Here is a 24,754-nt window from a genome sequence, read left to right as displayed (position 1 = left end):
CCGCGTGGACAGCTTCTCGCCGGCCTCGGGCAACCAGTTCGCGCTGCTGCCGGCCGATAACGCCACCGGCAACTTCACCAAGATCGTCCAGCGCGTGCCGGTCAAGATCACCCTGAAGCCGGAAGACCTGAAGCAGTTCGCGGGCCGCCTGGCGCCGGGCATGTCGACCGTGGTCGAGATCGACCTGCGCCAGAAGGTGCAGCAGCAGCCGGCCCAGCAGCCCGCGCGCACCGCCGCCAACTAAGGACACCCCATGACGAGTTCCACCAAGCCGATGGGCGCGCCGGCCGGCATGCCGGCCATGCCCGCCGAAGGGACGCAGGTCAGCCTGCGCACCTGGATCGCGGTGGCCGCGGGCCTGCTCGGCGCCTTCATGGCGGTGCTCGACATCCAGATCACCAACTCCTCGCTGCGCGACATCCTCGGTACGCTGTCGGCCACGCAGGAAGAGGGTTCGTGGATCTCGACCGCCTACCTGTGCGCCGAGATCGTGGTGATCCCGATGACGGCGCTGTTCACCCGCGCCTTCGGCCAGCGCCGCTACCTGATGGGCACGACCGCGCTGTTCCTGCTGTTCTCCACGCTGTGCGGCTCCGCCTGGAGCCTGGACAGCATGATCGTGTTCCGCATGCTGCAGGGCTTCACGGGCGGCGCGCTGATCCCGATGGCGATGACCCTCGTGCTCACGCGCCTGCCGCCCTCCAAGCGCGCCGCCGGCATGGCCATGTTCGGCCTGACCGCGACGCTGGCGCCGGCCATGGGCCCGACGCTGGGCGGCTACCTCACGGAGCTGTACGGCTGGCCCTGGATCTTCTACATCAACTTCGTGCCGGGCGTGCTGCTGATCGGCGGCATGTGGTGGGGCCTGGACAAGGAACCGCAGAACCTGCAGGCGCTGTTCAAGGCCGACTGGCTGGGCATCGCCTTCATGGCCACGGGCCTGGCCAGCCTGACGATCTTCCTGGAAGAGGGCAATACCAAGGACTGGTTCGACTCCAGCTTCATCATCACCTTCGCCGCGCTGGCGCTGGTGGGCATCCTGGGCTGGATCGTGATCGGCTTCTCGCGTCCCGAGCCCTTCGTCAACCTGCGCCTGTACGGCACCCGCAACTTCATGGTGGCGACCGTGCTGTCGTCCGTGGTCGGCATGGGCCTGTACGGCTCGTCCTACCTGCTGCCGCTGTTCCTGGGCCAGATCGCCGGCTACTCGCCGATGCAGATCGGCGAAGTGATCGCCTGGATGGGCCTGCCGCAGCTGTTCGTGATGCCGTTCGTCGCCAAATTGTCGCAGAAGGTCGACAACCGCCTGCTGTGCATGTTCGGCCTGACGATGTTCGGCGTCTCGTGCGTGATGAACGGCTTCATGGACGCGACCACCGGCTACGACCAGCTGATGCTCACGCAGATCATCCGCGCCATCGGCCAGCCGTTCGTGATGCTGACGATGTCGAACTTCGCGATGAACGGCGTGGCGCCGCGCGACATGGGATCGGCATCGAGCCTGTTCAACATGACCCGCAACCTGGGCGGCTCGGTCGGCATCGCGCTGCTGGCGACCACGCTGACGAACCGCGAGCACTTCCACTCGGCGCGCCTGGGCGAAGCCGTGTCGCTGGCGGCGCCGGCCACGCAGAGCCGCATCGACCAGCTGACCCAGGGTTTCATGGGCGCCGGCATGGACCCGGCGACGGCGGCCAACCAGGCGATCGCCGCGATCGACCGCATCGTGCGGCGCGAGTCCTTCGTCATGGCCTACAACGACGCCTTCCTGATCGTCGGCGTGATCCTGCTGGCGGCCTGCATTCCGCTGTGGTTCGCGGACAAGGTCAAGTCGCCGGGCGGGGCTGGCGGTGGTGGTCACTGACAGTCAACAATAGAACGTACCGTTTGCACGTCGTCCCCGACATTGCCGGGGCCGACTCCCCGCGAAGGCGGGGACCCAAGTTGTGTGCGGTCCGCCAGCAAAATTGGGTCCCCGCCTGCGCGGGGACGACGGAGAATTCAATGAAAACTATGATGATCAAGCCTCTCACCCGCACCGTCCTGGCGCTCGCCGTCGCCGCTTTCGTCAGCGCCTGCGGCACCCTCGGCCCCGACTTCAAGGCGCCGCCAGGCGCCACCGACGCGGCCTACCGCCACGCCGGCGCCCAGGCCGGCACGCAGGTCGACAGCGCCGCGCGCCTGCCGGCCCAATGGTGGACCGTGTTCGGCGACGCCACCCTCGACCAGCTCGAGACGCGCGCCATGCAGCAGAATCCCGACGTGCGCGCCGCCGCGCAGCGCCTGGTGCAGGCGCAGGCGCAACTGGGCGTGACCCGCGCCGCCCAGCGGCCTGCGCTGAACGCCTCGGCCGGCATCTCGAACTCGCGCACCTCGGCCGAGACGGCGCAGGGCCTGGCGCTGGGGCACCGCTCCATCGAGGGCAACAATTATTCGATCGGCGCCGACTTCTCGTGGGAGCTGGACCTGTGGGGCCGCGTGCGCCGCAGCGTGGAAGCGGCCGACGCCCAGGCGCTGGCGGCCCAGGACGACCGCGACGGCGTGCTGCTGATGCTGTCGAGCCAGGTGGCGACCTCGTACTGGCAGCTGCGCGGCCTCGATGCCGAGATCGCGATCCTGAACAACGCGCTGGCCACCCGCCGCGAATCCGAGCAGCTGATCCAGGCGCGCTTCGACGCCGGCCTGTCCAACGAACTGGACGTGGCGCGCGCCCGCATCGAGCGCGCCAACGCCGAATCGGACCTGCAGGAAGTCCAGCGCCAGCGCAACAACCTGGAACACGCGCTGGCGGTGCTGGCCGGCGCCTCGCCGAGCCAGCCGATCCTGCCGGCGGCAACGGATGCGCTGGCGCTGCCGCTGCCCCCGAGCATCCCGGTCGGCCTGCCGGCCAGCCTGCTGGGCCAGCGCCCGGACCTGGCCGCCAGCGTGGCCCAGCTGCGGGCGTCGAACGCGCAGATCGGCGTGGCCGAGGCGGCGTTCTACCCGAACGTCTCGCTGACCGGTAACTTCGGCTTCGCCTCGAAGAGCCTGTCCGACATCTCGCAGGGCAGCGCGCGCCAGTTCTCGGCCGGCCCGCTGGCCCTGTCGCTGCCGATCTTCGACGGCGGCCGCAACCGCGCCAACCTGAAGCTGGCCCGCGCCCGCTACGACGAAGCGGTGGCCAACCACGAGGGACGCCTGCTGACGGCGCTGCGCGAGGTGGAAGACGCGCTGTCCGACGTCCAGCAGCGCCAGCAGCAGGGCGACGTGCAGGAGCAGGCCCGCGCGGCCGCGGCGCGCGCGCTGCTGGTGGCGCAGGCGCGCTACGACCGCGGCGTCTCCACCTACCTGGACGTCACCGACGCCCAGCGCAGCACGCTGGCGGCCGACCGCGCCGCCGCCCAGATCCGCACCCAGCGCCTGGTTGCCGCGGTGTCCGTGGCGCGCGCGCTCGGCGGCGGCTGGAGCGAAGGCAAGCCGGAAGCCACGGTGGCGCAGGCGGGCAGCCAATAATGTCGAACCGTCGCCCCTGCCTTCGCGGGGGCGGCGTCCGTTTCGCTCGAACAGGGCGCCGCCATTCCCGTCGAGCTGGCATCATCCTTCCTCGAACGATGGGGGAGGGCGCACCGCGTGTGGGAGCAGATCTGGCAAACGATCCAATTCGAATTTTCCGACCTGGGTAATGTCGCGGACATCACCCGTATCACGGTGCGCATGCTGGTGGCCGTCGTGCTCGGCGGCCTGCTCGGCTGGGAGCGCGAATCGATCGGCGCACCGGCCGGCCTGCGCACCCACATGCTGGTCTCGCTCGGCTCCGCGCTGTTCGTCCTGATCCCCCTGCAGGCCGGCATGAAGGTCGAGGACCTGTCGCGCGTGCTGCAGGGCGTCACGGCCGGCATCGGCTTCCTCGGCGCCGGCGCCATCCTCAAGCTGAAGGACGAGAACGACATCAAGGGCCTGACCACGGCGGCCAGCGTCTGGCTGACGGCCGCCGTCGGCGTGGCCGCGGGCATGGGACGCGAGGCGACGGCCGTGCTCAGCACCCTGTTCGCGCTGGTGATCCTGGCGATCCTGCGCCTGCCGAAGAACGGCGCGAAGGGCTGATGCGTCGCGAACGGGATTACAATCGTCCGATTGCAACCCCTTCGATGAACCATGAAGAAAACCCTCGCCTCCCTCGTCATGCTGGCCGTCGCCGGCATGAGCCACGCTGCCGATACTGCCATCCATCCCGCCACCGCCGCCCAGCTGCAGGCGATGAGCAAGCGCTACGCGCCCGTCGACCTGAAGGCCGATACCTCCAGACTGTCGGCCGGCGACCGCGTCGCCATCGGCAAATTGATCGAAGCGGCGAAGATCGTCGACACGCTGCAGCTGCGCCAGCGCTGGTCCGGCAACGAGGCGCTGTGGGCCGCGCTGCAGAAGGACAAGACGGCGCTGGGCCAGGCGCGGCGCGACTACTTCTGGCTGAACAAGGGCCCGTGGTCGATCCTCGACGAACACCGCTCCTTCATGCCGGCCGAGTATGCGGGCATCAAGATCCCGACGCACAAGCCGGCCGGCGGCAATTTTTATCCGGAGAGCGCCGGCAAGGAACGGCTGGAAGCGTGGATGAACGGCCTGGCCCCGCAGGACAAGGAACAGGCGCAATGGTTCTTCACCGTGATCCGCGCCGGCAAGAACGGCACATTCGAAACCGTGAAGTATTCGGACGCCTACCGTCCGGAACTGCAGAAGCTGGCCGCGCTGCTGAGGGAAGCCGCGGCCGCCACGGACAACGCCTCGCTGAAGAAATTCCTGACCCTGCGCGCCGAGGCCTTCCTGTCGAACGACTACCTGGCCTCGGACTTCGCCTGGATGGACCTCGATGCGCCGGTCGACGTGACCATCGGCCCCTACGAGACCTATAACGACGAGCTGTTCGGCTACAAGGCCGCCTTCGAAGCCTACGTCAACGTGCGCGACCAGCAGGAGACGGCCAAGCTGAACTTCTTCGGCCAGCACCTGCAGGAGCTGGAGAACAACCTGCCGCTGGACGCCAAATACCGCAACCCGAAGGTCGGGGCGATCGCGCCGATGGTCGTGGTGAACCAGGTCTACGGCGCGGGCGACGGCAATATGGGCGTGCAGACGGCCGCCTACAACCTGCCCAACGACGAACGCGTGATCCGCCAGCGCGGTTCCAAGCGCGTGATGCTCAAGAACGTGCAGGAAGCGAAGTTCGAGGCGACGCTCACGCCGATCTCGAAGATCGTCTTGCGTCCGCAAGACCGGAAGGACCTCGACTTCGATTCCTTCTTCACCCACATCCTGGCGCACGAGATCATGCACGGCCTGGGCCCGCATGCGACCAGCAAGGACGGCAAGGCATCCACGCCGCGCCAGGACCTGAAGGATGCCTACTCGACCATCGAGGAAGCCAAGGCCGACGTGACGGGCCTGTGGGCGCTCGCGTATATGATGGACAAGGGCCAGCTGAAGGATTCGCTGGGGCAGGGCCCGGCGGCCGAGCGCAAGCTGTACAACACCTTCCTCGCCTCCGCCTTCCGCACGCTGCACTTCGGCCTGACCGATTCGCACGCGCGCGGCATGGCGATCCAGGTCAACTACCTGCTCGACAAGGGCGGCTTCGTCTCGCACGGCGACGGCACCTTCTCGGTCGACTTCGCGAAGATCCGCCAGGCCGTGGCCGACCTCGACCGCGAATTCCTCACCATCGAGGCGACCGGCGACTATGCGCGCGCCCAGGCCCTCATGCAGCGCTACGTCGTCATCCGTCCGGACGTGCAGAAGGCGCTGGACAAGATGAAGGCGGTGCCGAACGATATCCGCCCAAGCTTCGTCACCGCGGCTGAATTGGCCGCACCGAAGCGCCCATAAGACGCATCTCGCCCACATCATTACCGTCGCCCCTGCCTTCGTGGGGCGACGTGTTTACGTTCCTCTGTCATACTCGCGCGGCCGCGCATGCTTGCAATCAAGCAAGCTTTATTTCTTTTATGCTATAGTGAATTAAAAATCGATTGAGAATTTCAATCGCCCTCGATCGGCTACTGCGCCCGGATCGCCCATTCCGGTTCCACTCAGCGAGAAATAGCATGACAACTTCTGGACTTACCATCGGCAAGCGCCTGGCGCTCGGCTTCGGCAGCGTCTTCGTCCTCATGGCCGTGCTGGCGGGCCTGGCGATCTACCGGGTCGGCCAGATCGATGCCCTCTTGACCCACATGAACGACGTCAACAGCGTCAAGCAGCGCTATGCCATCAATTTCCGCGGCAGCGTGCACGACCGCGCGATCGCCGTGCGCGACGTCGCCCTGGCATCGACGCCGGAAACGGCCAACCGTCACGTCGAGCTGATCAGGAAGCTCGACGCCGACTACCAGGCGTCCGCCGCACCGCTGGACCAGCTGTTCGCCGCCAGCCGCGACATCCTGCCCGAAGAAAAGCAGGCGCTGGCCGCCATCAAGGAAGTCGAGGCCCGCACCCAGCCGCTGATCGCGCGCCTGATCGCGCTGCGCCAGGCCGGCAACGGCGCGGAAGCGGCCGTGCTGCTGGACAAGGAAGCGGGTCCCGCCTTCGTCGCCTGGCTGGCCAGCGTCAACGGCCTGATCGACCTCGAAGAAAAATTGAACAACGACGCGGCCGAAAGCGCGCGCCGGATGACGGGCAGCTTCTTCGCCTGGATGCTGGGCCTGCTGGCCGTCGCCATCGCCGCCGGCAGCGCCGCGGCGGCCTATATCGGCCGTGGCCTGCTGCGCAAGCTGGGCGGCCAGCCGGACTACGCGGCCGCCATCGCCACCCAGATCGCCGCCGGCAACCTGGCGGTGGACATCCAGACGCGTCCGGGCGACAAGGACAGCCTGCTGGTGGCCATGAAAGGCATGCGCGACGGCCTGGTCGCCATCGTGTCCGAGGTGCGCGACGGCGCCGTCACCATCGCCAAGGCATCGGTCGAGATCACGGCCGGCAACCACGACCTGTCGGCGCGCAGCGAGCGCCAGGCCGGTTCGCTGGAAGAGACGGCGTCGTCGATGGAAGAATTGACGAGCACCGTGCGCCAGAACGCGGACAATGCGCGCCAGGCGAATGCGCTGGCCGAGTCGGCGTCGAACGTGGCCCAGCGCGGAGGCGCCGTCGTGGCCCAGGTGGTGCAGACGATGGCCTCGATCAATGCCTCGTCGAAGCAGATTGCCGACATCATCAGCGTCATCGACGGCATCGCGTTCCAGACCAATATCCTGGCCTTGAACGCGGCCGTGGAAGCGGCCCGTGCGGGCGAGCAGGGCCGCGGCTTCGCCGTGGTGGCCAGCGAAGTGCGCAACCTGGCCCAGCGCTCGGCAGCGGCGGCCAAGGAAATCGCGACGCTGATCCAGGGTTCCGTGTCGCGGGTCGACGAGGGCGCCAAGCTGGTCGACGCGGCCGGCAGCACGATGGAGGAGATCGTCGGCAGCGTCAAGCGCGTCACCGACATCATGGCCGAGATCAGCCTGGCCAGCCAGGAGCAGAGCGCCGGCATCGAACAGGTCAACCGCGCGATCGGCGAAATGGACACGGCGACCCAGCAGAACGCCGCCCTGGTCGAGCAGGCCGGCAGCGCCGCCGCCGCCCTGCAGGACGAGGCCGAGCAGCTGGAGCGCCTGGTGGGCGTGTTCAAGCTCGATGGACGCGCCGTGGCAGTGGCAGCCGCTGCGCCGTACTCCGCCGCCGCCCGCGCACCGGCACTGGCCTATTAGCCGGTAGGGTGGGCATGATCCAGATAGTTTTTCGACAGCATTACGCTTTTAACCAGGCGGCAAATTATTCTTGTGAGGGAGGGTTAAGTCGGCGCTAGAATTGCCTATAGGCATTTCGCTTTCGTCGGGGAACCCTCCCATGTCCAAGCTCCTCCTCGCCGCCCTGTGCGCGCTCTCGCTGGCCCCGTCGGCCGGCGCCACCGAACTCACCGCGCTCGAACGACGCTGGCTCCACGCCGCCCTGCCGGTGCTGGCGTATTCGCGCTCGCTGGACCTGCCGATCGACGTCGTCGTGCAGCCGCAGGCCGGCCCGAACGACGTGGCCATGGCGATGGGCTTCGCCGGCGGACGTTGCAAGCTGGTGCTCTCGCTGCGCGGCAATCCCGATGCCGAGCGGGTGCTGGACGGCGTCCCGTCCGGCCAGCAGGCCGAATTGATCGAGGCCATGGCGGCCCACGAGGTGGGCCATTGCTGGCGCCATGCCCAAGGCGACTGGCATGCGCTGCCGGCCGGCTTCGTGGAGACGGGGGAAGAACGCGCGCACGATCCCTCGCTGCTGGCGGCATCGAAGGCGATGCGCGAGATGCGCCGCGAGGAAGGCTATGCCGACCTGGTGGCGCTGGCCTGGACGCAGCACCGCTATCCGGCCGACTATGCACGCATCTACGCCTGGCTGGACAAGGTGCGCGCCGCCCAGCCGGCGGCAAGGAGCGGTCATCGCAGTGGCCATGATACCCGGGCCTGGGTCGGCCTGGCGCGCGACGGCAGGCGCTTCGGCGCCGCCGGCAAGCCGTTCGAGGATGCGCTGCCCCTGTGGCGCGAAGGGCTGCTGAAGGACTGACGGGCCCGTCCTGTCTCGTGGTTTTTTTGGCAAGTGTACGATGCCGCACAGAGGGCGGCACGAAGGGGGCGTTAAATCTCCCCATCACAACCACAGACACAGGGACATCGACCATGAAAACGCTGATTGCGACGCTTATCGCGGCCGCCGCCGGTACCGCCATCGCCGCGCCGACGGTAGCGCTGAACAACGATCCGGCCACCTACCGCAACATGAACCAGAAAGCCGCGGCGGAGTACAAGGCGGCGACGGCGAAATGCGACGCGATGAGCGGCAACGACAAGGACGTTTGCATGGCCGAAGCCAAGGTGGCGCGCGTGCGCGCCGAAAACGCCGCCCTGGCGCAGTACAGCACCACACCGCGCAGCCGCGAGAAGGCGCGCTCGAACCTGGCCGATGCCGAATATGCGCTGGCCAAGCAGCAGTGCGACGCCAGGCAGGGCGCCGACAAGGACAGCTGCATGGACAATGCCAAGTCCGTGCACACGGCCGCCATCGCCGACGCCAAGGCCGACCGCAAGGACACCGCCTCCACGGGCGCCAGCACGGCAGGTGCCACCGCCGCCGGCGGCCTGGTGACGACGACCGATACCCGCGACCCGGCCAAGTCGGCCGCCGTCGACAAGTGCGCGCAGGCCGGCAACGACGGCAAGACCGGATGCCTGGTGGAGACCAAGCCGTCGCCGCTGCGCGATAGCACGGCCGCTGCAGCCGACACCGCCGCCGACAAGACCCGCGCCGCCGCCGCGGTGGCCGTCGACAAGACCAGGGAAGTCGCCCGCACCGCCGCCGACAAGACGAAGGAAGTCGCATCGACCGTGGCGCAGAAGACCGAGAACACGCTGGACCGCGCCGGCGCCACGACGCGCGAGGCGACGGCCGATGCGGGGCAAAAGGTGGAGAACGGCGCCGACAAGGCCGGCGACAAGACCCGCAACCTGGCCGCCAAGACGCGCGTGGCCGCGGCCGACACCGCCATCACCACCAAGGTCAAGGCCGGCCTGGTCAAGGAGCCGGCGCTGGAATCGCTGGGCATCCACGTCGAGACCGAGAAGGGCGTCGTCATGCTGAGCGGCTTCGTCAACTCGAAGGACGAGGCCGACAAGGCCGTCAAGGTGGCCAAGGGCGTGTCCGGCGTCACCAACGTCAAGAGCGCCATCCAGGTCAAATAAACAGCACGTCCAATCGCCCTTCAGTTGCCCTTTGGCGGCCGGATTTTGTATCCGGCCGTTTTTTTTGCTGATCTACCACAGGTAGCGAACGCTCGTCCAAAAATTGCTTCTGAAGCATCACATGAGGCGTATAATCGCCGCCGTGAACAGATTAGAAGCCTTCGGAACCATCGTCGCCCAGGCTGAGCGCGGCGATATTTCCTTTCCCACCAGCGTGAACGCCGTGCTGCGCCTGCAGCAAGCCCTGAACGATCCGGACTGCCACCTGGAGGATGCGATCCGCCTCGTGCTGGGCGAGCCGCAACTGGCGGCGCGCACCGTCGCGCTGGCGAATTCCCCCGCCTTCATCGGCGCCGGGCGCCAGATCACCAACGTGCGCGATGCCGTGGCGCGGGTCGGCTACCGCAACCTGCAGATGCTCGTCGCCGGCCTGGTGGTGCGCCAGTTCGGCGCGCGCATCGACGACCCCGCGCTGCGCGCCAAGGCCGAGCAGCTATGGGACCACACGGTGCAGGTGGCGGCGCTGGCGCACGTGTTCGCGCGCCGCGTCACCTACGTCAATCCGGACACCGCCATGTTCGCCGGCATCGTCCACGAGGTCGGCGGCTTCTACCTGCTGTCGCGCGCCGACGAGTATCCGGGCCTGCTCGACGAGGACCCGGAAAAGTGGGCCGAGCTGTGCGAGGACGTCGTCACGCGCGAAGTGGCGCGCAAGCTGGCGCTGCCCGAGCCGATCATGGACGCGATGTTCGACCTGCGCGGCAGCTGGATGCACATGCCGCCCACCACGCTGCTCGACACGCTGCTGCTGGCGAACATGTACGCGACGGTGCCGTCGCCGCTGGGCACGCAGCGGCCTGTGCCGGAACACAGCGAAAGCGCACTCGACTACCTGCTCGACGAGGCGAGCCTGCACCGCATGGTCGAGGAGGCGGAAGCGATCAGCGCATCGATGGGGCAGGCGCTGCTGGTGTGAACGCCGGTGGGAAACAACGTCGCCCTGCGAAGGCAGGGGCCCAATTTTGCATGCGTCGCTGCGCACGTGGAAATTAGGCCCCTGCCTTCGCGGGGCGACGGTTTTTGGGCTAGCGAGTAATCAGGCTTCCGGCGCCAGCACGGCCGCATTGCGGCGCCCGTGCTGCATCATCCACGCGGCAAGGAACACGCCGCACAGCGCCAGGCTGGCCGCCACCCATAGCGGCGAGGCGAAGGAATAGCTCAGCGTCAGCGGGATGCCGCCCAGGAAGGCGCCCAGCGCATTGCCGATATTGAAGCCGGACTGGCCCAGCGAGGAGCCCAGCATCTCGGCTTCGCGCGAGTGTTCGATCAGGAGCATCTGGATCGGCGGGCCCAGTGCCAGCGCGTTGGCGCCGACGACGAAGGCCAGGACGGCCATCGCCTCGCGCGAGCCGGCCAGCAGCGCGTTCAGGCACAGCAGGGCGCCCATCGAGACCAGCAGGAACAGGATGGCGCGCAGCGGCGGCACGCTGTCGGCCAGCTTGCCGCCCACGTGCACGCCCACCGTCATGCCGACGCCGACCGCCGTCATCACCAGCGGGATCGCATCCGCGTGGAAGCCCGTCACGTCGGTGAGCAGGGGCGCGATGTAGCTCAGCCAGGCGAAGAAGCCGCCCGTGCCGATCGAGGTGATGCCCAGCGCCAGCCACAGGTTCGGCTTGCGGAAGATCTTCAGGTCGTGGGCCAGGCCCGGTCCCCTGACCGCCTCGAAGTACGGGATCAGCCGGTTGATCATGACGACCGTGGCCAGGCCGATGAGGCCCACGATCAGGAACACGATGCGCCAGCTCATGTTGTGGCCGAGCCAGGTGCCGACGGGCACGCCGATCACGTTGGCCAGCGTCAGGCCCGTGAACATGCTGGCCAGCGCCGCCGCTTCCTTGCCCTTGTCGGCCAGGCGCGTGGCGACGACGGCGCCGACGCCGAAGAAGGCGCCGTGCGGCAGGCCCGCCAGGAAGCGCAGCAGCAGCATGGCCTCGAAGTTCGGGGCAAACGCGGACAGCGCATTGAACACCGTGAACATCAGCATGAACAGCACCAGCACGCTGCGCGGCGGACGGCTGGACAGCATGCTGACGAGGGTCGGGGCGCCGACGACGACGCCCACCGCATAGGCGGAAATCAGGTAGCCCGCCTGGGGAATCGTGATGGACAGGCCGGTGGCGATGTCGGGCAGGATACCCATCATGACGAACTCGGTCATGCCGATGCCGAAACCGCCGAGGGCGAGAGGGGCCAGGCTCTTTTTGATCATTGTGTTTTTTCGTAGTGGTTTGATGTTGCGCGCGCATGGATGAGCCATGACGCGCGCACGGGGGAACCGGTCATTATCGCGGCTGGCGCAGGGCAAGTCCGCTTTCGAGTGGTGATGTCCGGTATTCGACGAGATGATGGCGGCGCGCTGCCTACTGCGCCTCGTCCTCGTCGTCGGCATCGAGCCAGGCGATGCGCCCATTGCCCGCTTCGTTCAGGTGCGCCACCAGCGCCGCCGCGGCATCCTCGGGCAGGTGGAAACCGAAGCGCACGTCGTCCGCATGCTCGACCGCGTCCAGCGTCGCGCCGGCGCCTTCCAGCTCGCGCCGCACCAGGCCCTCGAGCGGGTAGGGCGCGCGGCAGGCCAGGTGGCGCTGGCGGACGATCGCGATCTTCTGGGCGCCCAGCAGGGCCTGCGCCACGCTGTCCGTGTAGGCGCGTACCAGCCCGCCGGCCCCCAGCTTGACGCCGCCGAAGTAGCGCACCACGGTGGCCAGCACGCCTTCGAGGTCCTGGTGGCGCAGCACGTCGAGCATCGGCCGCCCGGCCGTGCCGCTAGGCTCGCCGTCGTCGACCGCGGCCGACTGGCCGCCCGCCAGCAGCGCCCAGCACACGTGCGCGGCGCCCGGGTGTTCGGCGCGCAGCGCGGCCACGACCTTCTGCGCGCCGGCGCGGTCCGGCATGGGTTGCACGCAGGCGATGAAGCGGCTTTTCTTGATGATCAGTTCGTGGTGGACGGCGGCGGGAATGGTCTGGGGCATGCTGGCGGAAGGACATCGAATGGCCGGAATTGTGGGGTATTCGTCCGTCTCGGAAAGACGTCTGCAACTTATCATTTTACCGTTCCGACACGCGTCGAAAAGGCAATCCGGCAGCGTACAGCTTACCGCAGATTCGCCGATGCCGCCGGAACACGTCCTCCACTGAAAGAGAAAGCGACACCTCGATGAATCCCACGACGCCGAATCTGGTACTCGACGACGCGCCCGCGCCTGCGCGTGCGGGCCGCCGCCTGTTCATGAAAGCCCTTGGCGCCGCCGGCGGCGGCCTGCTGCTGCAGGTTGCCGTGCCGGGCGCGCTGGCGCAAGCCGCAGCTTCCACCTCCTCGTCCGCGAGCTTCGTCCCCAATGCGCTGGTGCGCATCGACCGCGGCGGCAAGGTCACGCTGGTCATGCCCTATGTGGAGATGGGCCAGGGCACCTATACCTCGATCCCGATGCTGATCGCGGAGGAGCTCGAGATCGACCTCGCCGACGTGGCGCTGGAACATGCCCCGGCCGATGCCACCCGCTACGGCAACCCGGCGCTGGGCGGCCAGATGACGGGCGGTTCCACCACCATGCGCGCGGCCTGGATGCCGATGCGCCAGGCCGGCGCCGGCGCGCGCATCATGCTGGTACGCGCCGCCGCCCAGCAGTGGAAGGTCGATCCGTCGACCTGCCGCGCCGAGCGTGGCGCCGTGATCCACACGGCCAGCGGCCGCAAGCTGTCGTACGGCCAGCTGGTCGATGCGGCGGCGAAGCAGCCGGTCCCCGACGCGAAGGACATCGTGCTCAAGTCGCGCGACCAGTTCCGCCTGATCGGCACGCCGGCCAAGCGCCTCGACACCAAGGGCAAGCTGGACGGCTCGGCGCAGTACGGCATCGACGTCGTCCTGCCCGGCATGAAGGTCGCCGCGCTGGCGATCTCCCCTGTCAACGGCGGCCGCGTGGCAAGCCTGGACGAGGCGGCGGCAATGAAGGTCAAGGGCGTGCGCCAGGTGATGCGCCTGGACGATTGCGCCGCCGTCGTGGCGGACAATATGGGCGCCGCCAAGAAGGGCATCGCCGCGCTGGCGCTGCGCTGGGACGACGGCCCGAACGCCAAGGTCTCTACCGAGAGCATCGTCGCCGACATGACCAAGGCGTCGCAGGCGCCGGGCGCCAAGGTGCGCCTCGAGAACGATCCGCAAGCCGCCCTGAAGGGTGCCGCGAAAGTGGTGGAAGCGACCTACGAACTGCCGTTCCTGGCGCACGCGCCGATGGAACCGATGAACTGCACCGTGCACGTGCAGGCCAACCGCTGCGACGTGTGGGTCGGCACCCAGATCATCGGCCTGGCCCAGGTGGTCGCGGCCAAGGCCTCCGGCCTGCCGGTCGAGAAGGTCACGATCCACAACTTCCTGATCGGCGGCGGCTTCGGCCGGCGCCTGGAGGTGGACGGCGTCGAGCGCGCCGTGCGCATCGCGAAACACGTCAAGCATCCCGTCAAGGTGATCTGGACGCGCGAGGAAGACATCCAGCACGACATGTTCCGCCCCTATTTCTACGACCGCATGCAGGCGGGCCTGGACGCCGCCGGCAAGCCGGTCGCCTGGACCGCGCACATCACGGGGTCGTCGGTGCTGGGCCGCTTCATGCCGGCCGCCTTCAACAACGGCTTCGATAGCGAGACCGTCGACGGCGCCGACAACCCGCCGTATGCGTTCCCGTCGATCGGCGTGACCTATACCCGCCACGAGCCGCAAGGCGTGCCGACGGCGTTCTGGCGCGGCGTGGGCCCGGCCCACAACGTGTTCGTGGTCGAAAGCTTCATCGACGAGCTGGCGTTCACCGCCGGCGTCGATCCGCTGCAGTACCGCCTCGACCTGCTGGCCCACAACCCGCGTGCCCGCAACGTGCTGGCGCTGGCGGCCGAAAAGGCCGGCTGGAACGGTTCGAAGCAGGGCAGCGCGGGACGCGGCCTCTCCGTGCAGTTCGCGTTCGGCACCTACATGGCGATGGTGGTCGACGCTGTCGTCGGTCCGGAAAACGAGATCCGCGTGCCGCGCGTCGTGTGCGCGGTCGATTGCGGCACCGTCGTCAACCCGGACACCGTGCAGGCCCAGGTGCAGAGCGCCGTCGTGTTCGGCATCAGCGCCGCACTGTACGGCGCCGTCACCATCAAGGACGGCCGCGTCGAGCAGAGCAACTTCCACGACTACCGCGTGCTGCGCATGCACGAGGCGCCGCTGGTCGAAACCCATATCGTGGACAGCGGCGAAACGCCGGGCGGCATGGGCGAGCCGGGAACGGCCGCCGTGATGCCGGCCCTCGCGAACGCCGTGCATGCGCTCACCGGCAAGCGCGTACGCAAGATGCCGATCGGCGCCACCGTTTAATTTTGAAGAACAGGAAGCAAAGCATGATCACACTGAACATCAACGGCAAGCAGCAGCAAGTGGAAGCCGAGGCCGATACCCCGCTGCTGTGGGTGCTGCGCGACGAGCTGCACATGAACGGCACCAAGTTCGGCTGCGGCATGGCGCTGTGCGGCGCCTGCACGGTCCACGTCGACGGCCAGCCGACCCGCGCCTGCGTGATGCCGGCATCGTCCGCGGTCGGCAAGAAGATCACGACCATCGAGGCGATCGGCGCCAATCCGGTCGGCAAGCGCGTGCAGCAGGCCTGGGCCGAGCTGGAGGTGCCGCAGTGCGGCTACTGCCAGTCGGGCCAGATCATGGCGGCGACGGCGCTGCTGCGCGAGATCCCGCACCCGACCGACCAGGACATCGACCAGGCCATGTCGGGCAACATCTGCCGTTGCGGCACCTACCAGCGCATCCGCCTGGCGATCCACAAGGCGGCAGGCAATGCATAAGCTGGAGGTCAAGGAAACGATGTTGAGGACGATCCTGTCCTGCCTGGCCGGCATCGCCGGTGCGCTGGTGCTGACCCTGGTGGCGCTGTCCTGGCCCGGCGCAGCGGACGCGGCCGAGCAGGGCAAGAGCAAGGGCGACGCCGCGCTGTTCGACCCGGTCGCCAGCGTCGTGATGGGACCGCGCTGCGTGAACTGCCACCAGATCGAGGCGCCGCGCCAGAAGGACTGGGGCGTGATCCACGCCCAGCAGGTGGTGCGCGGCGCCGACGGCCACGGCTCGGCGGCGCTGCGCTGCCAGGCCTGCCACCAGGCGACCAATACGGCCGACGGCCGGGTCCCCGGCGTGCCGAACTGGCACCTGGCGCCGCTGAGCATGAACTGGCACGGCCTGGACAAGAAACAGATCTGCCTGCAGATGCGCGATCCGGAGCGCAACGGCAACCGCAAGACCCCGAAGGAAGTCATCGAGCACATGGAGACGGACCCGCTGGTGCTGTGGGCCTGGAACCCGGGCGCAGACCGCACCAAACCGGCGATGTCTCACGAGGACTTCGTCAAGGCGTTGGTGGCCTGGGCCGATGCCGGGTTGCCGTGCCCGAACTGAAGCATGAAGTAAGGCATCAATGAAGTACACGGCGAGCCCGCGCAGACGGGCCGCCAACCACGGAAAATTCAACTTCGAAATTAAGGAAGGAAAGCATCATGAACGCACTGCTCGCGCAAGTCCTGGAAGCACACGGCGGCCTGGCCCGCTGGAAATCGCACGATAAACTGTCGGCCCACCTCAGCCAGGGCGGCATCCTGTGGCCCATGAAGGGCAAAGGAGGCATGCTCGACGAGGTCGACGTCACCATCGACCTGCACCGCCAATGGACTTCGCACGCGCCGTTCGGCAGCCCGGACCGGCGCACCGCGGTCACCCCGCAACGCGCCGCCGTCGAGACGCTGGACGGCACCGTGGTCGAAGCGCTCGACAACCCGCGCGCCGCCTTCGCCGGGTTCGGCCTGGAGACGCCGTGGAACGACCTGCACCTCGCGTATTTCGTCGGCTACGCGATGTGGAACTACCTGACCCTGCCGTTCGCCTTCGCCGAACCCGGCTTCCAGTTCGCGGAACTGTCGGCCTGGGAAGAGAACGGCGAGACCTGGCGCCGCCTGCAGGTGACCTATCCGGACGCCATTGCCACGCACAGCCGCGTGCAGACGTTCTACTTCGGCGCGGATGCCAGGCTGCGCCGCCACGACTACGACGTCGACATCAACGGCGGCACGCCGGCCGTGCACTATTTCTCGGACTACACCACCGTCGACGGCATCGCGCTGCCGACCCGCCACATGATCTACGTGCGCAATCCGGACGGCAGCCACAATGCCGAGCCGCTGGTGGTGTCGATCGTCGTCAGCGACATCCGTTTTGCTTGAACCGATCCGCAGGAGAACCGCATGAACACGATGAAAACGATCCACGTCATGCACGTCCATCCGGCCATGAGCGCCGGCTTGGCGGCATTGCTGCAATCGAAGGAATGGCTGGTCACCCTGCACGCCGAGCAGCCGGAGTCGATGGCCGGGGCCGACGTCGTCGTCACCGACTACGACACCGGCCTGGAACTGGCGCGCACCTCGGCCGGCCGGGGCCGCGGCCAGGAAGTGCTGGTCGTGACCAACCGCGACAAGGAGTGGGACGTGCGCCGCGCGCTGGAAGTGTGCGTGGGCGGCTACCTGCTCGAGGATACCTCGGCGGCCCAGCTGCAGCACGCCGTGCGCTACGTGCTGACCGGTTCGCGCTACCTGTGCCCGACCGTGGTCGAGCGCATCCGCGACGGCCTGCCGGGCGACCGCCTGACCAACCGCGAGAGCGACGTGCTGCAGCTGCTGGCCAAGGGCCACTGCAACAAGCGCATCGCACGCGACCTGGGCATCGAGGTAGGCACCGTCAAGTGGCACCTGCGCAGCCTGATGACCAAGCTGGGCGCCTCGGCGCGCACGCAGGCGGTGGTGCTGGCGGCGCAGCGCGGGCTGGTAGGCATCGACATGCCGGCGTGACGGCATGGCGCGCCGCGCCTGCAGTCGCAGGGCGGCGCGCCGCATGCCTTGCAGGACGTGAAAACAAAAACGCCAGCCCGAAGGCTGGCGTTTTCGCTGAATCTGGTAGGCCGTGCTGGGCTCGAACCAGCGACCAACGGATTAAAAGTCCGCTGCTCTACCAACTGAGCTAACGACCCGACGGCGAGCATTATAGCGGCTCGACGGCTCCCGGCCAAGTGTTTGCGTGAAAATTGGCAACAATTGTCCGCTTGGCCTGGCATGATGGCCTTCATCGCATGTTCTTGCGAGCATTGATTTACGGTATTATCGATTGATCCGTAGACATCAAGCGATGCCGTGTTCCTGACCGAAACCGAAACCTTTGCCGCGCTGTCCGAGCGCGCCGTTAACCTCGTCCAGAGCGGGATCGTCGTGCTCGATGCCGAGCACCGGATCGTCCTGTGGAACAACTGGATGGTGCCGCGCTCCGGCCGCGCGGCCGCCCGGGTGCGCGGCCATTCGCTGTTCGACGTGTTCCCGGAACTGCGCGGCTCGCGCGTCGAGGCGGCGATATTGGGTGCGCTGTCCGAGGACCACGCCTGCACGGTTCCGTCGACGGACAACCGCACCCCGTTCCCGCTGCGCGAAGCGGGCAGCTTCGACGGCCCGCGCATCGACCAGGCCGTCAGCGTGACGTCGTTCAAGGAACATGGCGAGCGCTTCTGCCTGGTCGAGATCCGCGACGTCAGCGGCACCGTCGAGCGCGAAAAGCGCCTGCTCGACCATGCCGAATCGCTGCGCGCCCGTTCCTACGTGGACGGCCTGACGGGCATCGCCAACCGCCGCTACTTCGACGTCGCCCTGGACCGCGAACTGCGCCGCGCCCAGCGCGCGCGGGGAGAGCTGGCGCTGCTGCTGGTCGACATCGATTCCTTCAAGGCCTACAACGATTTCTTCGGCCACCAGCAGGGCGACGCCTGCCTGACGCAGGTGGCCCAGGCGCTGGCCGCGATGCTCAAGCGCCCGGCCGACGTCGCCGCGCGCTACGGCGGCGAGGAATTCGCCGCCATCCTGCCCGACACGACGCTGGAACAGGCCGAGGCCCACGCCAACACGATCCGCGAGCATGTGGCCTCGCTGCAATTGAAGCATGCGCCGGCGGCGCACTGGCCGATGGTCACGCTCAGCATCGGCGTGGCGGCGTTCCGGCCCGAAGGCCTGAACACGGCCGAGGCGCTGATCGAGGCGGCCGACAAGGCGCTGTACGCGGCCAAGAAGGGCGGGCGCAACCGGGTGGAGGTGGGCGTGGCGGCCGCGTGAACTACCAGGTGCCGCTGTTGGGCATCGACACCCAGGGTTCCGCGGGCGCCAGTCCGCCGCCACGCTGCAGGAGCTCGATCGAAATATTGTCGGGCGAGCGCACGAAAGCCATCCAGCCGTCCCGCGGCGGACGGCTGATTGTCACGCCATGTTCCATGAGGCGCCGGCAGGCGGCATAGATGTCGTCGACCTCGAACGCCACGTGGCCGAAATTCCTGCCCCCCGTGTAGTGCTCGGGATCCCAGTTGTAGGTCAGCTCGATCTGGGCCTGGTGGTCGCCCGGCGCCGCCAGGTAGACCAGCGTGAAGCGGCCTTGCGGCTGGTCGAACTGCTTGACGACTTCCAGGCCCAGCGCGTCCCGGTAGAAGGCGAGGGAAGCGTCGAGATCGGTGACGCGCACCATGGTGTGTAGATATTTCATCGTGATTCCGATCAAAGGCTGTCGTAGAGAACGTTAATCCGCGCCACATACTTGGGCGTGTCGCCATGCACCTGCAGTCCGGCGTGCACGACCGACCCGTGTCGGAAGCCATGCTGGAAAAACAGCGCGGAGCCGGCTTTCGGCGTGACATCGACGACCGCGCCGCCATCGCCGTAGAGGCGGGTGGCGCCGCCCTGCACGCCGTCTTCCGGACCATTCAGGTACAGCAGCATCGTCAGCTGCGAGCGGCCGCCCAGCCATTCCTCGATGCCGATCCGGTCGGTGGCGAAGCCGAATCCCGGCCAGTCGCCATCGGTGTGGCGATTGAAGACGTCGCCATCGCGGTACTTGTACAAATTGATGCGCTGGCTCAGCTTCGGCCACAGGGCCCGGCCGTGCAGGGTTTGCGGCAACAGCGGCCCGATTGCCTGGTAGATGTGTTCCAGCAGCTCGGGGTCGGCCATCCAGTGCAGCGCCTGGTTCATGCGCATGCCGGGCGGCGTGCTGATGCCGGGCGCCTCGTCGCGGAAGCCGAAATGCTCGCCGATGTCGATCAGGGTACGGCAGGCGGTTTCGCTGAGGACGTTGTCGATGACGAAGGCGAGCTGGCCGCCGATGTCGATATCGCTGCGCACCGCCGCGGCGGCCGCGCCGGCGGAGGCCAGCATGCCGGGCGGGAGGCGGCGCAACGCATAGATGGGCGTGTCGGCGACGGTGCCGCCCATCGGCAGCGAACCGGTTTGCGTGGCGATGACGTAGCCGCCGTAGGGATCGGGTGAAGCCATTTTCATGATAGTTCTTCCTGTGCAAAGAATGGAACGATTATGTGCCGCACGTTGCATGAGAAAAATCCTGTTCCGAAGAGAACAGTTTCTGCAAATGACGATAAATCGGCCCAGCGGCGCGATCCACTGCCGCATTTGCACAACATCCCGATAAGTTCTTTCCAGTCAGAAATCAGACTCAGTTAGTATGCAACTACTTTCATGAGGGGTCTCTCGTCTTGCTAAGCTATTTCACCAAAACATGCGCCGCCCTCGGCCTCGTGCTTGCGGCGGGTGGCGTCCTGGCCGACAACGGCGTCACCGACAAGGCCATCGTGCTGGGCCAGTCCGCCGCGCTGTCCGGCCCCGCGTCGGCGCTGGGCACGGCGATGCGCGACGGCGCGCTCGCGTATTTCGAATCGGTCAATGCGGCCGGCGGCGTGAACGGGCGCCAGATCGTCCTCACGACGCTGGACGATGGCTACGATCCGACCCGCGCCGGCGCCAACACCGCCGCGCTGGTCGACAAGGAACAGGTATTCGCCCTGTTCGGCTACGTCGGCACGCCTACCTCGAACGCGGCGCTGCCCTGGGTCGGCAAGGGCATCCCGTTCTTCGCTCCCATGACGGGCGCACAATCGTTCCGCGCACCGTTCGACAGGAACATCTTCAACATCCGCGACGGCTATGCGCAAGAGACGGAAAAGATCGTCGAGCACCTGGAAGCCATCGGCGCCAGCAAGCAGATCGCCGTGCTGTACCAGAACGACGCCTACGGCAAGGCCGGCCTGGAAGGCGTGACGCAGGCCCTCAAGAAGCGCAAGCTGGCGGTCTTCGCGACGGCATCGGTGGAGCGCAACAGCACCGACGTCGCTGCCGCCGTCGCCAGGATGAAGGCGGCCGCGCCGCGCGCCGTCGTCATGATCTCGGCCTACAAATCCAGCGCCGCCTTCATCCGCGCCATGCGCAAGGACGCGGCCAGCGTGCCGTTCTTCTGGAACGTCTCCTTCGTCGGCAGCCGCGCACTGGCCAGCGAGCTGGGCCCGGAAGCGCGCGGCGTGATGATCTCGCAGGTGATCCCGTCGCCGTGGGACGACAAGCTGGGCGTCGTCAAGGAATACCGCAAGCTCTACCTCACCAAGTCCGGCCGCGAGGCCGACTACGCCAGCCTGGAAGGCTTCATGGCCGCCAAGGTCTTCGTCGAAGGCCTGCGCCACGTGAAGGGCGAGCCGACGCGCAAGAATTTCATCCATGCGCTGGAGACCATGGGGGCGTATAACCTGGGCGGCTATACGGTCACGTTCGGGGCGGGGGATCACAATGGGTCGGATTATGTGGACTTGAGCATCATTACCGAGGGTGGGAAGATCATGTACTGATGCTAACCTGCTTGGGTAGAAAACAAAAACGCCAGCCGGAAGGCTGGCGTTTTCGTTGGAAGAGCAAAATCTTGTTAATGGTTTCCATAGTGCCTGATAGGTAGCGTTGTCGCTGACTATTTTCCTGATGCATGCGTATCCCTTTTGCTGGATTACGTCCGTCGAGCTTGCCCCAGATAATGGCCAGGTTGAAGCACCGCTTTAGGAGCGCAAGATGTCGGTTCGCCGTGGCAGCACATTTCTGCACGCGTAACCGGTCATGGAACTGCTGGATGGAATGGCTTGTGATTTCTGCTAGAGGAAGATCGCCGAAGTCGGGAAGCAGGTTGCGCATTCGCCCGTCGTCGTCCTTGGCGCTACGCTTGGTGGCGTAGGCGTGAGGCAGGTAATCATTGGTCACGAACTCACGTAGCGTCAGCCGAGCGGCCGCCGAAGTCGCTGCCGCAGCCTGCGGGTCGGTCCGGGTAGCGACTTGACGGCGACAGTCCAGTGCGCGCTGCCTAGCGTTCCCAACATCCATCTGTGGATAGTCGCCCAGCTTCATGCTGCGCTTGGCACCGTCGAAGGAGTAACGGAAGAGGAAATACTTGCGGCCACGCCGATTGACGATGATGCGCAGCCCCGCGACCTCGGTATCGGAATACTCGCTTTCTTTGGCCTTGGCGTCCTCGGGATGCGGCGGGAGGGCATCGATAAGTTTTTTGTTGAAGCGAAATTGTCTGTTCATTATTGAAGGTTCTCGATGGTAGGTTGATACGCTGATGGGAAGCGCTGGCGGTGTTCCGGGAAGTTCGAATCCGTGTTTCAGGCCGTGGCCGGAGCGTTCACGGTCCAATGAGTGAGGTCTGGCGAGCGACATCGGCCGGTGAGCGAGTCCGGCCGGAAGTCGCTGAGCTGTCCGGTCCATTTCTGGTCGTGGTGGCTGCTGGCAAAGGCTTTTTGCGCAGGACGGGCCGGAGTGCCCTGCACAGCCGGCACATCGGGCACATCTATTGATGGGAACGGCTATTGGGGCTGCACACCCTGCACACCCAGCACACCCAGTACGTCTTTGATGGGAGAGTGGAGAAGTAGTCGGCGCACCCAGCACATCCGGCACGCTTTGTTGATGGCAGGTAGCGAGGCGGCCAGTACATCCAGCACCTTGTCAGGTGAGGGAAGGCCAGTGACGCGCACACCCTGCACAGTCAGCACACCTGTTGAGGGACGGAGCAGTGTGGACTGGCTGGATCGAGCGAACCAGCAACGCAAAATTTCGTTGTAAGAGACTTGGATTTCTCGAAGAACCCCAGAGGTCGGTGTCAGATCCGACTGAGTTCAGCTGGCTAAGGGTATTTACCGCGTCAGTGTGTGTCAGGGGGCGTGCAGACCCAAGGGCTTACAGGTATCGCATCTCCTCTACTTCCGGATTCGACCCATAGTGGACGTTGAGATCGACTTCGAAAACTGCGCATTTGTTTCGAGTCTAGATAGTGATCCATCAACTAGTAGTCCTGCAGGAGCGAGGCAGAGAGGGAACCTTAGAACGCGAGCCCCGGTCAACCAAACCGACGAGCACAAACATGATGTTGACTTCTTAAGAACATCATGTATGATGTTTCAACGAACAATATTTAAATATTTTCCGAAAAATATGAAGTTGTAGTTGTATTTTTGGAAACTTTACGAGCGGTGAGCTACATGGTACATGTTATTGACGGACCAAATCATGAATTCGCTATGCGCATCTTGGACGCGAGACGTAACGCAAAGTTGACTCAAGAGGACGTGGCTAACAGGCTCGGTATCGACGTGCGCAACATTTCTATGTACGAAAACGGCCGCCAATTTCCGCGCGAGGGTATGGTGGCAAAGATCGCGCAGGTACTTAATGTTGACGCAACGTGGCTCGCCACTGGCAATACGCAAGATACTCTTAGTTATCTGGATCAGCAACGCGCTAAGATCCCCAAAATCGCTACCAAGATCTCGTTGTTGTACGTTCAGGAGTGGGACAAAATTTGGCAAGCTCCCAAGCTGGTCTACAACGAGAGTCCAAGTAACGAACGACAGTCAGCAGATCTAGATCGTTTCGTCCCTTTTGCGGAAAATTTTTTTGGTCGCCATACCGCTGTTCGTTACCCAGGTACAAAGCCAGACAATGCAGCCTATCCGGCTGGCTGCATCGTCATATTTGAAGCAGCTCCGCATACAGCCGACGTTATTCCTAACGGCGCGGATGTGATATTCCGACAACGCGGCGCTGAAAATGAAGCTGGCTTGCGTCGTTTGGTCCGCGAACCTGGCTTACCAACCGCAATGCTTGTACCTCTCGATTCTGCGGCACCTTTTAGCCCTATTCCTTTTGATTCGCTGAACATAGAAATCATAGGCGTAGTTGTCCAGCGTGTGATTGATCATCGTAGTGGGCAGTCGTTCTAATACTCGCCCATAAAAGCGCGTGCGATAGTACTCACCAGTACTTTCGTTATCGGAAAAAGAAAAGTTCCCCGGAAAGGATTTTTGGAATGAATATCGAAGAACGAATCGCGGAGCTAGAGCGCCGCACAGCCGAGCTCGAATCCCGCGTATCGAGCCTTGAGACAAGTCTCGCATTAATGTCATCACAACTTGATCAATTCGGAAACTATAAGAATCGACCACAGAACGAATTAAATTTGATGAAAGAGCAAATAGGACTCATGGTCAGCACTTGCGAGATTCTAGTGAAAGACGCTATCAATCAATCGGATATTCTGCGGGCAAAATCTGTGCTACGTCGCCTCAGGAATAATCAAACTAGAATTGCAAAAGCATTGGCGGCGTGATTATGAGCAATGAAATAGATCGGCTTACAGATTGCCTAAAATCTGCAACTAGAAAGGAAAAGGCAAGTGAACTGCAGTTGGCCTTCATTCTCCAGGAAGCGGTTGAAATTCTGAAAGAAATTTCGCCGATAAAGCGACGCTCTTGGATAGAAGCCCAGCTACACGAGTTATATGATTCTCAGCGCGGAAAGTGTGCTATTTGCAGGAAAAATATTGCATGGGGATATTTCCATGTGGATCACAAAATTCCCCACTCAAAAGGCGGTGGCAATGAATTTACCAACCTTCAGCTTACGCATCCATTATGTAATCAGTCTAAAGGTAACGGGGTTTCATTTTCTGACTTGTTGCTATATCTCGAAAGCAGAGCTATGAACTTATAGTCGAGAAATTTTGCGCACTTGACCGGAGATAAATG

The 24,754-nt window shown here is 65.3% G+C and carries 24 protein-coding genes and 1 tRNA gene; 19 read left to right on the top strand and 6 right to left on the bottom strand.

The window, feature by feature from the left end; genetic code table 11:
- The first annotated feature begins 4 nt into the window (after positions 1–4).
- The 9 genes from QPK32_RS26600 to QPK32_RS21870 all read left to right on the top strand — a co-directional run bounded on the left by QPK32_RS26600 (position 5) and on the right by QPK32_RS21870 (position 10,704).
- A complete protein-coding gene (locus QPK32_RS26600) occupies positions 5–244 on the top strand; it encodes a hypothetical protein (RefSeq protein WP_308632635.1) in 240 nt (79 codons plus the stop codon).
- A gap of 9 nt (positions 245–253) precedes the next feature.
- Positions 254–1,864, top strand: a complete 1,611-nt coding sequence (locus QPK32_RS21905) for a DHA2 family efflux MFS transporter permease subunit (protein ID WP_290414914.1) — start codon at positions 254–256, stop codon at positions 1,862–1,864.
- A gap of 140 nt (positions 1,865–2,004) precedes the next feature.
- The gene (locus QPK32_RS21900; protein WP_308632634.1) at positions 2,005–3,492 is read left to right on the top strand and encodes an efflux transporter outer membrane subunit; all 1,488 of its coding nucleotides are present in this window, start codon (positions 2,005–2,007) and stop codon (positions 3,490–3,492) included.
- Positions 3,493–3,609: 117 nt separating this feature from the next.
- Positions 3,610–4,083: an MgtC/SapB family protein gene (locus tag QPK32_RS21895; protein ID WP_290414913.1), complete on the top strand. Its 474-nt coding sequence runs from the start codon at positions 3,610–3,612 to the stop codon at positions 4,081–4,083.
- A 51-nt stretch (positions 4,084–4,134) separates the two neighbouring features.
- Positions 4,135–5,859, top strand: coding sequence for a hypothetical protein (locus tag QPK32_RS21890; RefSeq protein WP_290414912.1), 1,725 nt, complete (start codon positions 4,135–4,137; stop codon positions 5,857–5,859).
- 218 nt (positions 5,860–6,077) lie between these two features.
- A complete protein-coding gene (locus QPK32_RS21885) occupies positions 6,078–7,715 on the top strand; it encodes a methyl-accepting chemotaxis protein (RefSeq protein WP_290414911.1) in 1,638 nt (545 codons plus the stop codon).
- A gap of 139 nt (positions 7,716–7,854) precedes the next feature.
- The gene (locus QPK32_RS21880; RefSeq protein ID WP_290414910.1) at positions 7,855–8,556 is read left to right on the top strand and encodes a hypothetical protein; all 702 of its coding nucleotides are present in this window, start codon (positions 7,855–7,857) and stop codon (positions 8,554–8,556) included.
- A gap of 113 nt (positions 8,557–8,669) precedes the next feature.
- A complete protein-coding gene (locus QPK32_RS21875) occupies positions 8,670–9,728 on the top strand; it encodes a BON domain-containing protein (RefSeq protein ID WP_290414909.1) in 1,059 nt (352 codons plus the stop codon).
- Between the two features lie 142 nt (positions 9,729–9,870).
- Positions 9,871–10,704: an HDOD domain-containing protein gene (locus QPK32_RS21870; protein WP_290414908.1), complete on the top strand. Its 834-nt coding sequence runs from the start codon at positions 9,871–9,873 to the stop codon at positions 10,702–10,704.
- Between the two features lie 120 nt (positions 10,705–10,824).
- Here the strand turns inward: QPK32_RS21870 and QPK32_RS21865 are convergent, their stop codons facing one another.
- Together QPK32_RS21865 and QPK32_RS21860 are read right to left on the bottom strand one after the other, a co-directional pair.
- Complete coding sequence (locus QPK32_RS21865) at positions 10,825–12,000, bottom strand: MFS transporter (RefSeq protein WP_290414907.1); 1,176 nt, start codon at positions 11,998–12,000, stop codon at positions 10,825–10,827.
- 151 nt (positions 12,001–12,151) lie between these two features.
- The gene (locus tag QPK32_RS21860; RefSeq protein WP_290414906.1) at positions 12,152–12,760 is read right to left on the bottom strand and encodes a YigZ family protein; all 609 of its coding nucleotides are present in this window, start codon (positions 12,758–12,760) and stop codon (positions 12,152–12,154) included.
- Between the two features lie 185 nt (positions 12,761–12,945).
- Between QPK32_RS21860 and QPK32_RS21855 the strand changes: the two genes are divergently transcribed.
- The 5 genes from QPK32_RS21855 to QPK32_RS21835 all read left to right on the top strand — a co-directional run bounded on the left by QPK32_RS21855 (position 12,946) and on the right by QPK32_RS21835 (position 17,663).
- Positions 12,946–15,138 (top strand): xanthine dehydrogenase family protein molybdopterin-binding subunit, encoded by a 2,193-nt coding sequence (locus QPK32_RS21855; protein WP_290414905.1) that lies wholly within the window; start codon positions 12,946–12,948, stop codon positions 15,136–15,138.
- Between the two features lie 23 nt (positions 15,139–15,161).
- The gene (locus tag QPK32_RS21850) at positions 15,162–15,617 is read left to right on the top strand and encodes a (2Fe-2S)-binding protein (protein ID WP_290414904.1); all 456 of its coding nucleotides are present in this window, start codon (positions 15,162–15,164) and stop codon (positions 15,615–15,617) included.
- Complete coding sequence (locus QPK32_RS21845) at positions 15,610–16,221, top strand: hypothetical protein (RefSeq protein ID WP_290414903.1); 612 nt, start codon at positions 15,610–15,612, stop codon at positions 16,219–16,221. The genes QPK32_RS21850 and QPK32_RS21845 overlap by 8 nt, the downstream gene beginning before the upstream one ends.
- A gap of 98 nt (positions 16,222–16,319) precedes the next feature.
- Positions 16,320–17,039 (top strand): hypothetical protein, encoded by a 720-nt coding sequence (locus QPK32_RS21840; protein WP_290414902.1) that lies wholly within the window; start codon positions 16,320–16,322, stop codon positions 17,037–17,039.
- Positions 17,040–17,060: 21 nt separating this feature from the next.
- Positions 17,061–17,663 carry a response regulator transcription factor gene (locus QPK32_RS21835; RefSeq protein ID WP_290414901.1) on the top strand — a complete coding sequence of 201 codons (603 nt, stop codon included), beginning with the start codon at positions 17,061–17,063 and terminating at the stop codon, positions 17,661–17,663.
- Positions 17,664–17,766: 103 nt separating this feature from the next.
- Here the strand turns inward: QPK32_RS21835 and QPK32_RS21830 are convergent.
- A tRNA-Lys gene (locus QPK32_RS21830) sits at positions 17,767–17,842 on the bottom strand.
- A gap of 160 nt (positions 17,843–18,002) precedes the next feature.
- Here QPK32_RS21830 and QPK32_RS21825 point away from each other — a divergent pair.
- Positions 18,003–18,965 (top strand): diguanylate cyclase domain-containing protein, encoded by a 963-nt coding sequence (locus QPK32_RS21825; protein WP_374046774.1) that lies wholly within the window; start codon positions 18,003–18,005, stop codon positions 18,963–18,965.
- Between the two features lies 1 nt (position 18,966).
- Here the strand turns inward: QPK32_RS21825 and QPK32_RS21820 are convergent, their stop codons facing one another.
- Together QPK32_RS21820 and QPK32_RS21815 are read right to left on the bottom strand one after the other, a co-directional pair.
- Positions 18,967–19,386 (bottom strand): VOC family protein, encoded by a 420-nt coding sequence (locus tag QPK32_RS21820; protein ID WP_290414900.1) that lies wholly within the window; start codon positions 19,384–19,386, stop codon positions 18,967–18,969.
- A gap of 11 nt (positions 19,387–19,397) precedes the next feature.
- Positions 19,398–20,177, bottom strand: a complete 780-nt coding sequence (locus QPK32_RS21815; RefSeq protein WP_290414899.1) for a 2OG-Fe(II) oxygenase — start codon at positions 20,175–20,177, stop codon at positions 19,398–19,400.
- A 212-nt stretch (positions 20,178–20,389) separates the two neighbouring features.
- Between QPK32_RS21815 and QPK32_RS21810 the strand changes: the two genes are divergently transcribed.
- Complete coding sequence (locus QPK32_RS21810; RefSeq protein ID WP_290414898.1) at positions 20,390–21,529, top strand: ABC transporter substrate-binding protein; 1,140 nt, start codon at positions 20,390–20,392, stop codon at positions 21,527–21,529.
- Here the strand turns inward: QPK32_RS21810 and QPK32_RS21805 are convergent.
- The gene (locus QPK32_RS21805; RefSeq protein WP_290414897.1) at positions 21,519–22,256 is read right to left on the bottom strand and encodes an integrase family protein; all 738 of its coding nucleotides are present in this window, start codon (positions 22,254–22,256) and stop codon (positions 21,519–21,521) included. The genes QPK32_RS21810 and QPK32_RS21805 overlap by 11 nt on opposite strands.
- 992 nt (positions 22,257–23,248) lie before the next feature.
- Between QPK32_RS21805 and QPK32_RS21800 the strand changes: the two genes are divergently transcribed.
- The 3 genes from QPK32_RS21800 (at position 23,249) to QPK32_RS21790 (ending at position 24,719) form a co-directional block, all read left to right on the top strand.
- Positions 23,249–23,950, top strand: a complete 702-nt coding sequence (locus QPK32_RS21800) for a helix-turn-helix domain-containing protein (protein ID WP_290414896.1) — start codon at positions 23,249–23,251, stop codon at positions 23,948–23,950.
- Positions 23,951–24,036: 86 nt separating this feature from the next.
- On the top strand, positions 24,037–24,336 hold the full coding sequence (locus QPK32_RS21795; protein WP_290414895.1) for a hypothetical protein: 300 nt from the start codon (positions 24,037–24,039) through the stop codon (positions 24,334–24,336).
- A 2-nt stretch (positions 24,337–24,338) separates the two neighbouring features.
- A complete protein-coding gene (locus QPK32_RS21790) occupies positions 24,339–24,719 on the top strand; it encodes an HNH endonuclease (protein WP_290414894.1) in 381 nt (126 codons plus the stop codon).
- Positions 24,720–24,754: the final 35 nt, after the last annotated feature.

Origin of the sequence: Massilia sp. YIM B02763 (genome assembly GCF_030412015.1) — a bacterium.
In the GTDB taxonomy this organism is placed as follows: domain Bacteria; phylum Pseudomonadota; class Gammaproteobacteria; order Burkholderiales; family Burkholderiaceae_D; genus Telluria.
The sequence above is the reverse complement of the archived record's forward strand: the minus strand, read 5'-3'. Positions and strand labels throughout refer to the sequence as shown.

Excerpts from the sequence above, each read along its gene's own strand:
- QPK32_RS21835 (WP_290414901.1), top strand. The coding sequence starts at position 17,061 with ATGAACACGATGAAAACGATCCACGTCATGCACGTCCATCCGGCCATG.
- QPK32_RS21850 (WP_290414904.1), top strand. The coding sequence starts at position 15,162 with ATGATCACACTGAACATCAACGGCAAGCAGCAGCAAGTGGAAGCCGAG.
- QPK32_RS21880 (WP_290414910.1), top strand. The coding sequence starts at position 7,855 with ATGTCCAAGCTCCTCCTCGCCGCCCTGTGCGCGCTCTCGCTGGCCCCG.
- QPK32_RS21865 (WP_290414907.1), bottom strand. The coding sequence starts at position 12,000 with ATGATCAAAAAGAGCCTGGCCCCTCTCGCCCTCGGCGGTTTCGGCATC.
- QPK32_RS21800 (WP_290414896.1), top strand. The coding sequence starts at position 23,249 with ATGCGCATCTTGGACGCGAGACGTAACGCAAAGTTGACTCAAGAGGAC.
- QPK32_RS21815 (WP_290414899.1), bottom strand. The coding sequence starts at position 20,177 with ATGAAAATGGCTTCACCCGATCCCTACGGCGGCTACGTCATCGCCACG.
- QPK32_RS21795 (WP_290414895.1), top strand. The coding sequence starts at position 24,037 with ATGAATATCGAAGAACGAATCGCGGAGCTAGAGCGCCGCACAGCCGAG.
- QPK32_RS21900 (WP_308632634.1), top strand. The coding sequence starts at position 2,005 with ATGAAAACTATGATGATCAAGCCTCTCACCCGCACCGTCCTGGCGCTC.
- QPK32_RS21885 (WP_290414911.1), top strand. The coding sequence starts at position 6,078 with ATGACAACTTCTGGACTTACCATCGGCAAGCGCCTGGCGCTCGGCTTC.
- QPK32_RS21820 (WP_290414900.1), bottom strand. The coding sequence starts at position 19,386 with ATGAAATATCTACACACCATGGTGCGCGTCACCGATCTCGACGCTTCC.
- QPK32_RS21840 (WP_290414902.1), top strand. The coding sequence starts at position 16,320 with ATGAACGCACTGCTCGCGCAAGTCCTGGAAGCACACGGCGGCCTGGCC.
- QPK32_RS21805 (WP_290414897.1), bottom strand. The coding sequence starts at position 22,256 with ATGAACAGACAATTTCGCTTCAACAAAAAACTTATCGATGCCCTCCCG.
- QPK32_RS21875 (WP_290414909.1), top strand. The coding sequence starts at position 8,670 with ATGAAAACGCTGATTGCGACGCTTATCGCGGCCGCCGCCGGTACCGCC.
- QPK32_RS21890 (WP_290414912.1), top strand. The coding sequence starts at position 4,135 with ATGAAGAAAACCCTCGCCTCCCTCGTCATGCTGGCCGTCGCCGGCATG.
- QPK32_RS21860 (WP_290414906.1), bottom strand. The coding sequence starts at position 12,760 with ATGCCCCAGACCATTCCCGCCGCCGTCCACCACGAACTGATCATCAAG.
- QPK32_RS21790 (WP_290414894.1), top strand. The coding sequence starts at position 24,339 with ATGAGCAATGAAATAGATCGGCTTACAGATTGCCTAAAATCTGCAACT.
- QPK32_RS21855 (WP_290414905.1), top strand. The coding sequence starts at position 12,946 with ATGAATCCCACGACGCCGAATCTGGTACTCGACGACGCGCCCGCGCCT.
- QPK32_RS21845 (WP_290414903.1), top strand. The coding sequence starts at position 15,610 with ATGCATAAGCTGGAGGTCAAGGAAACGATGTTGAGGACGATCCTGTCC.
- QPK32_RS21905 (WP_290414914.1), top strand. The coding sequence starts at position 254 with ATGACGAGTTCCACCAAGCCGATGGGCGCGCCGGCCGGCATGCCGGCC.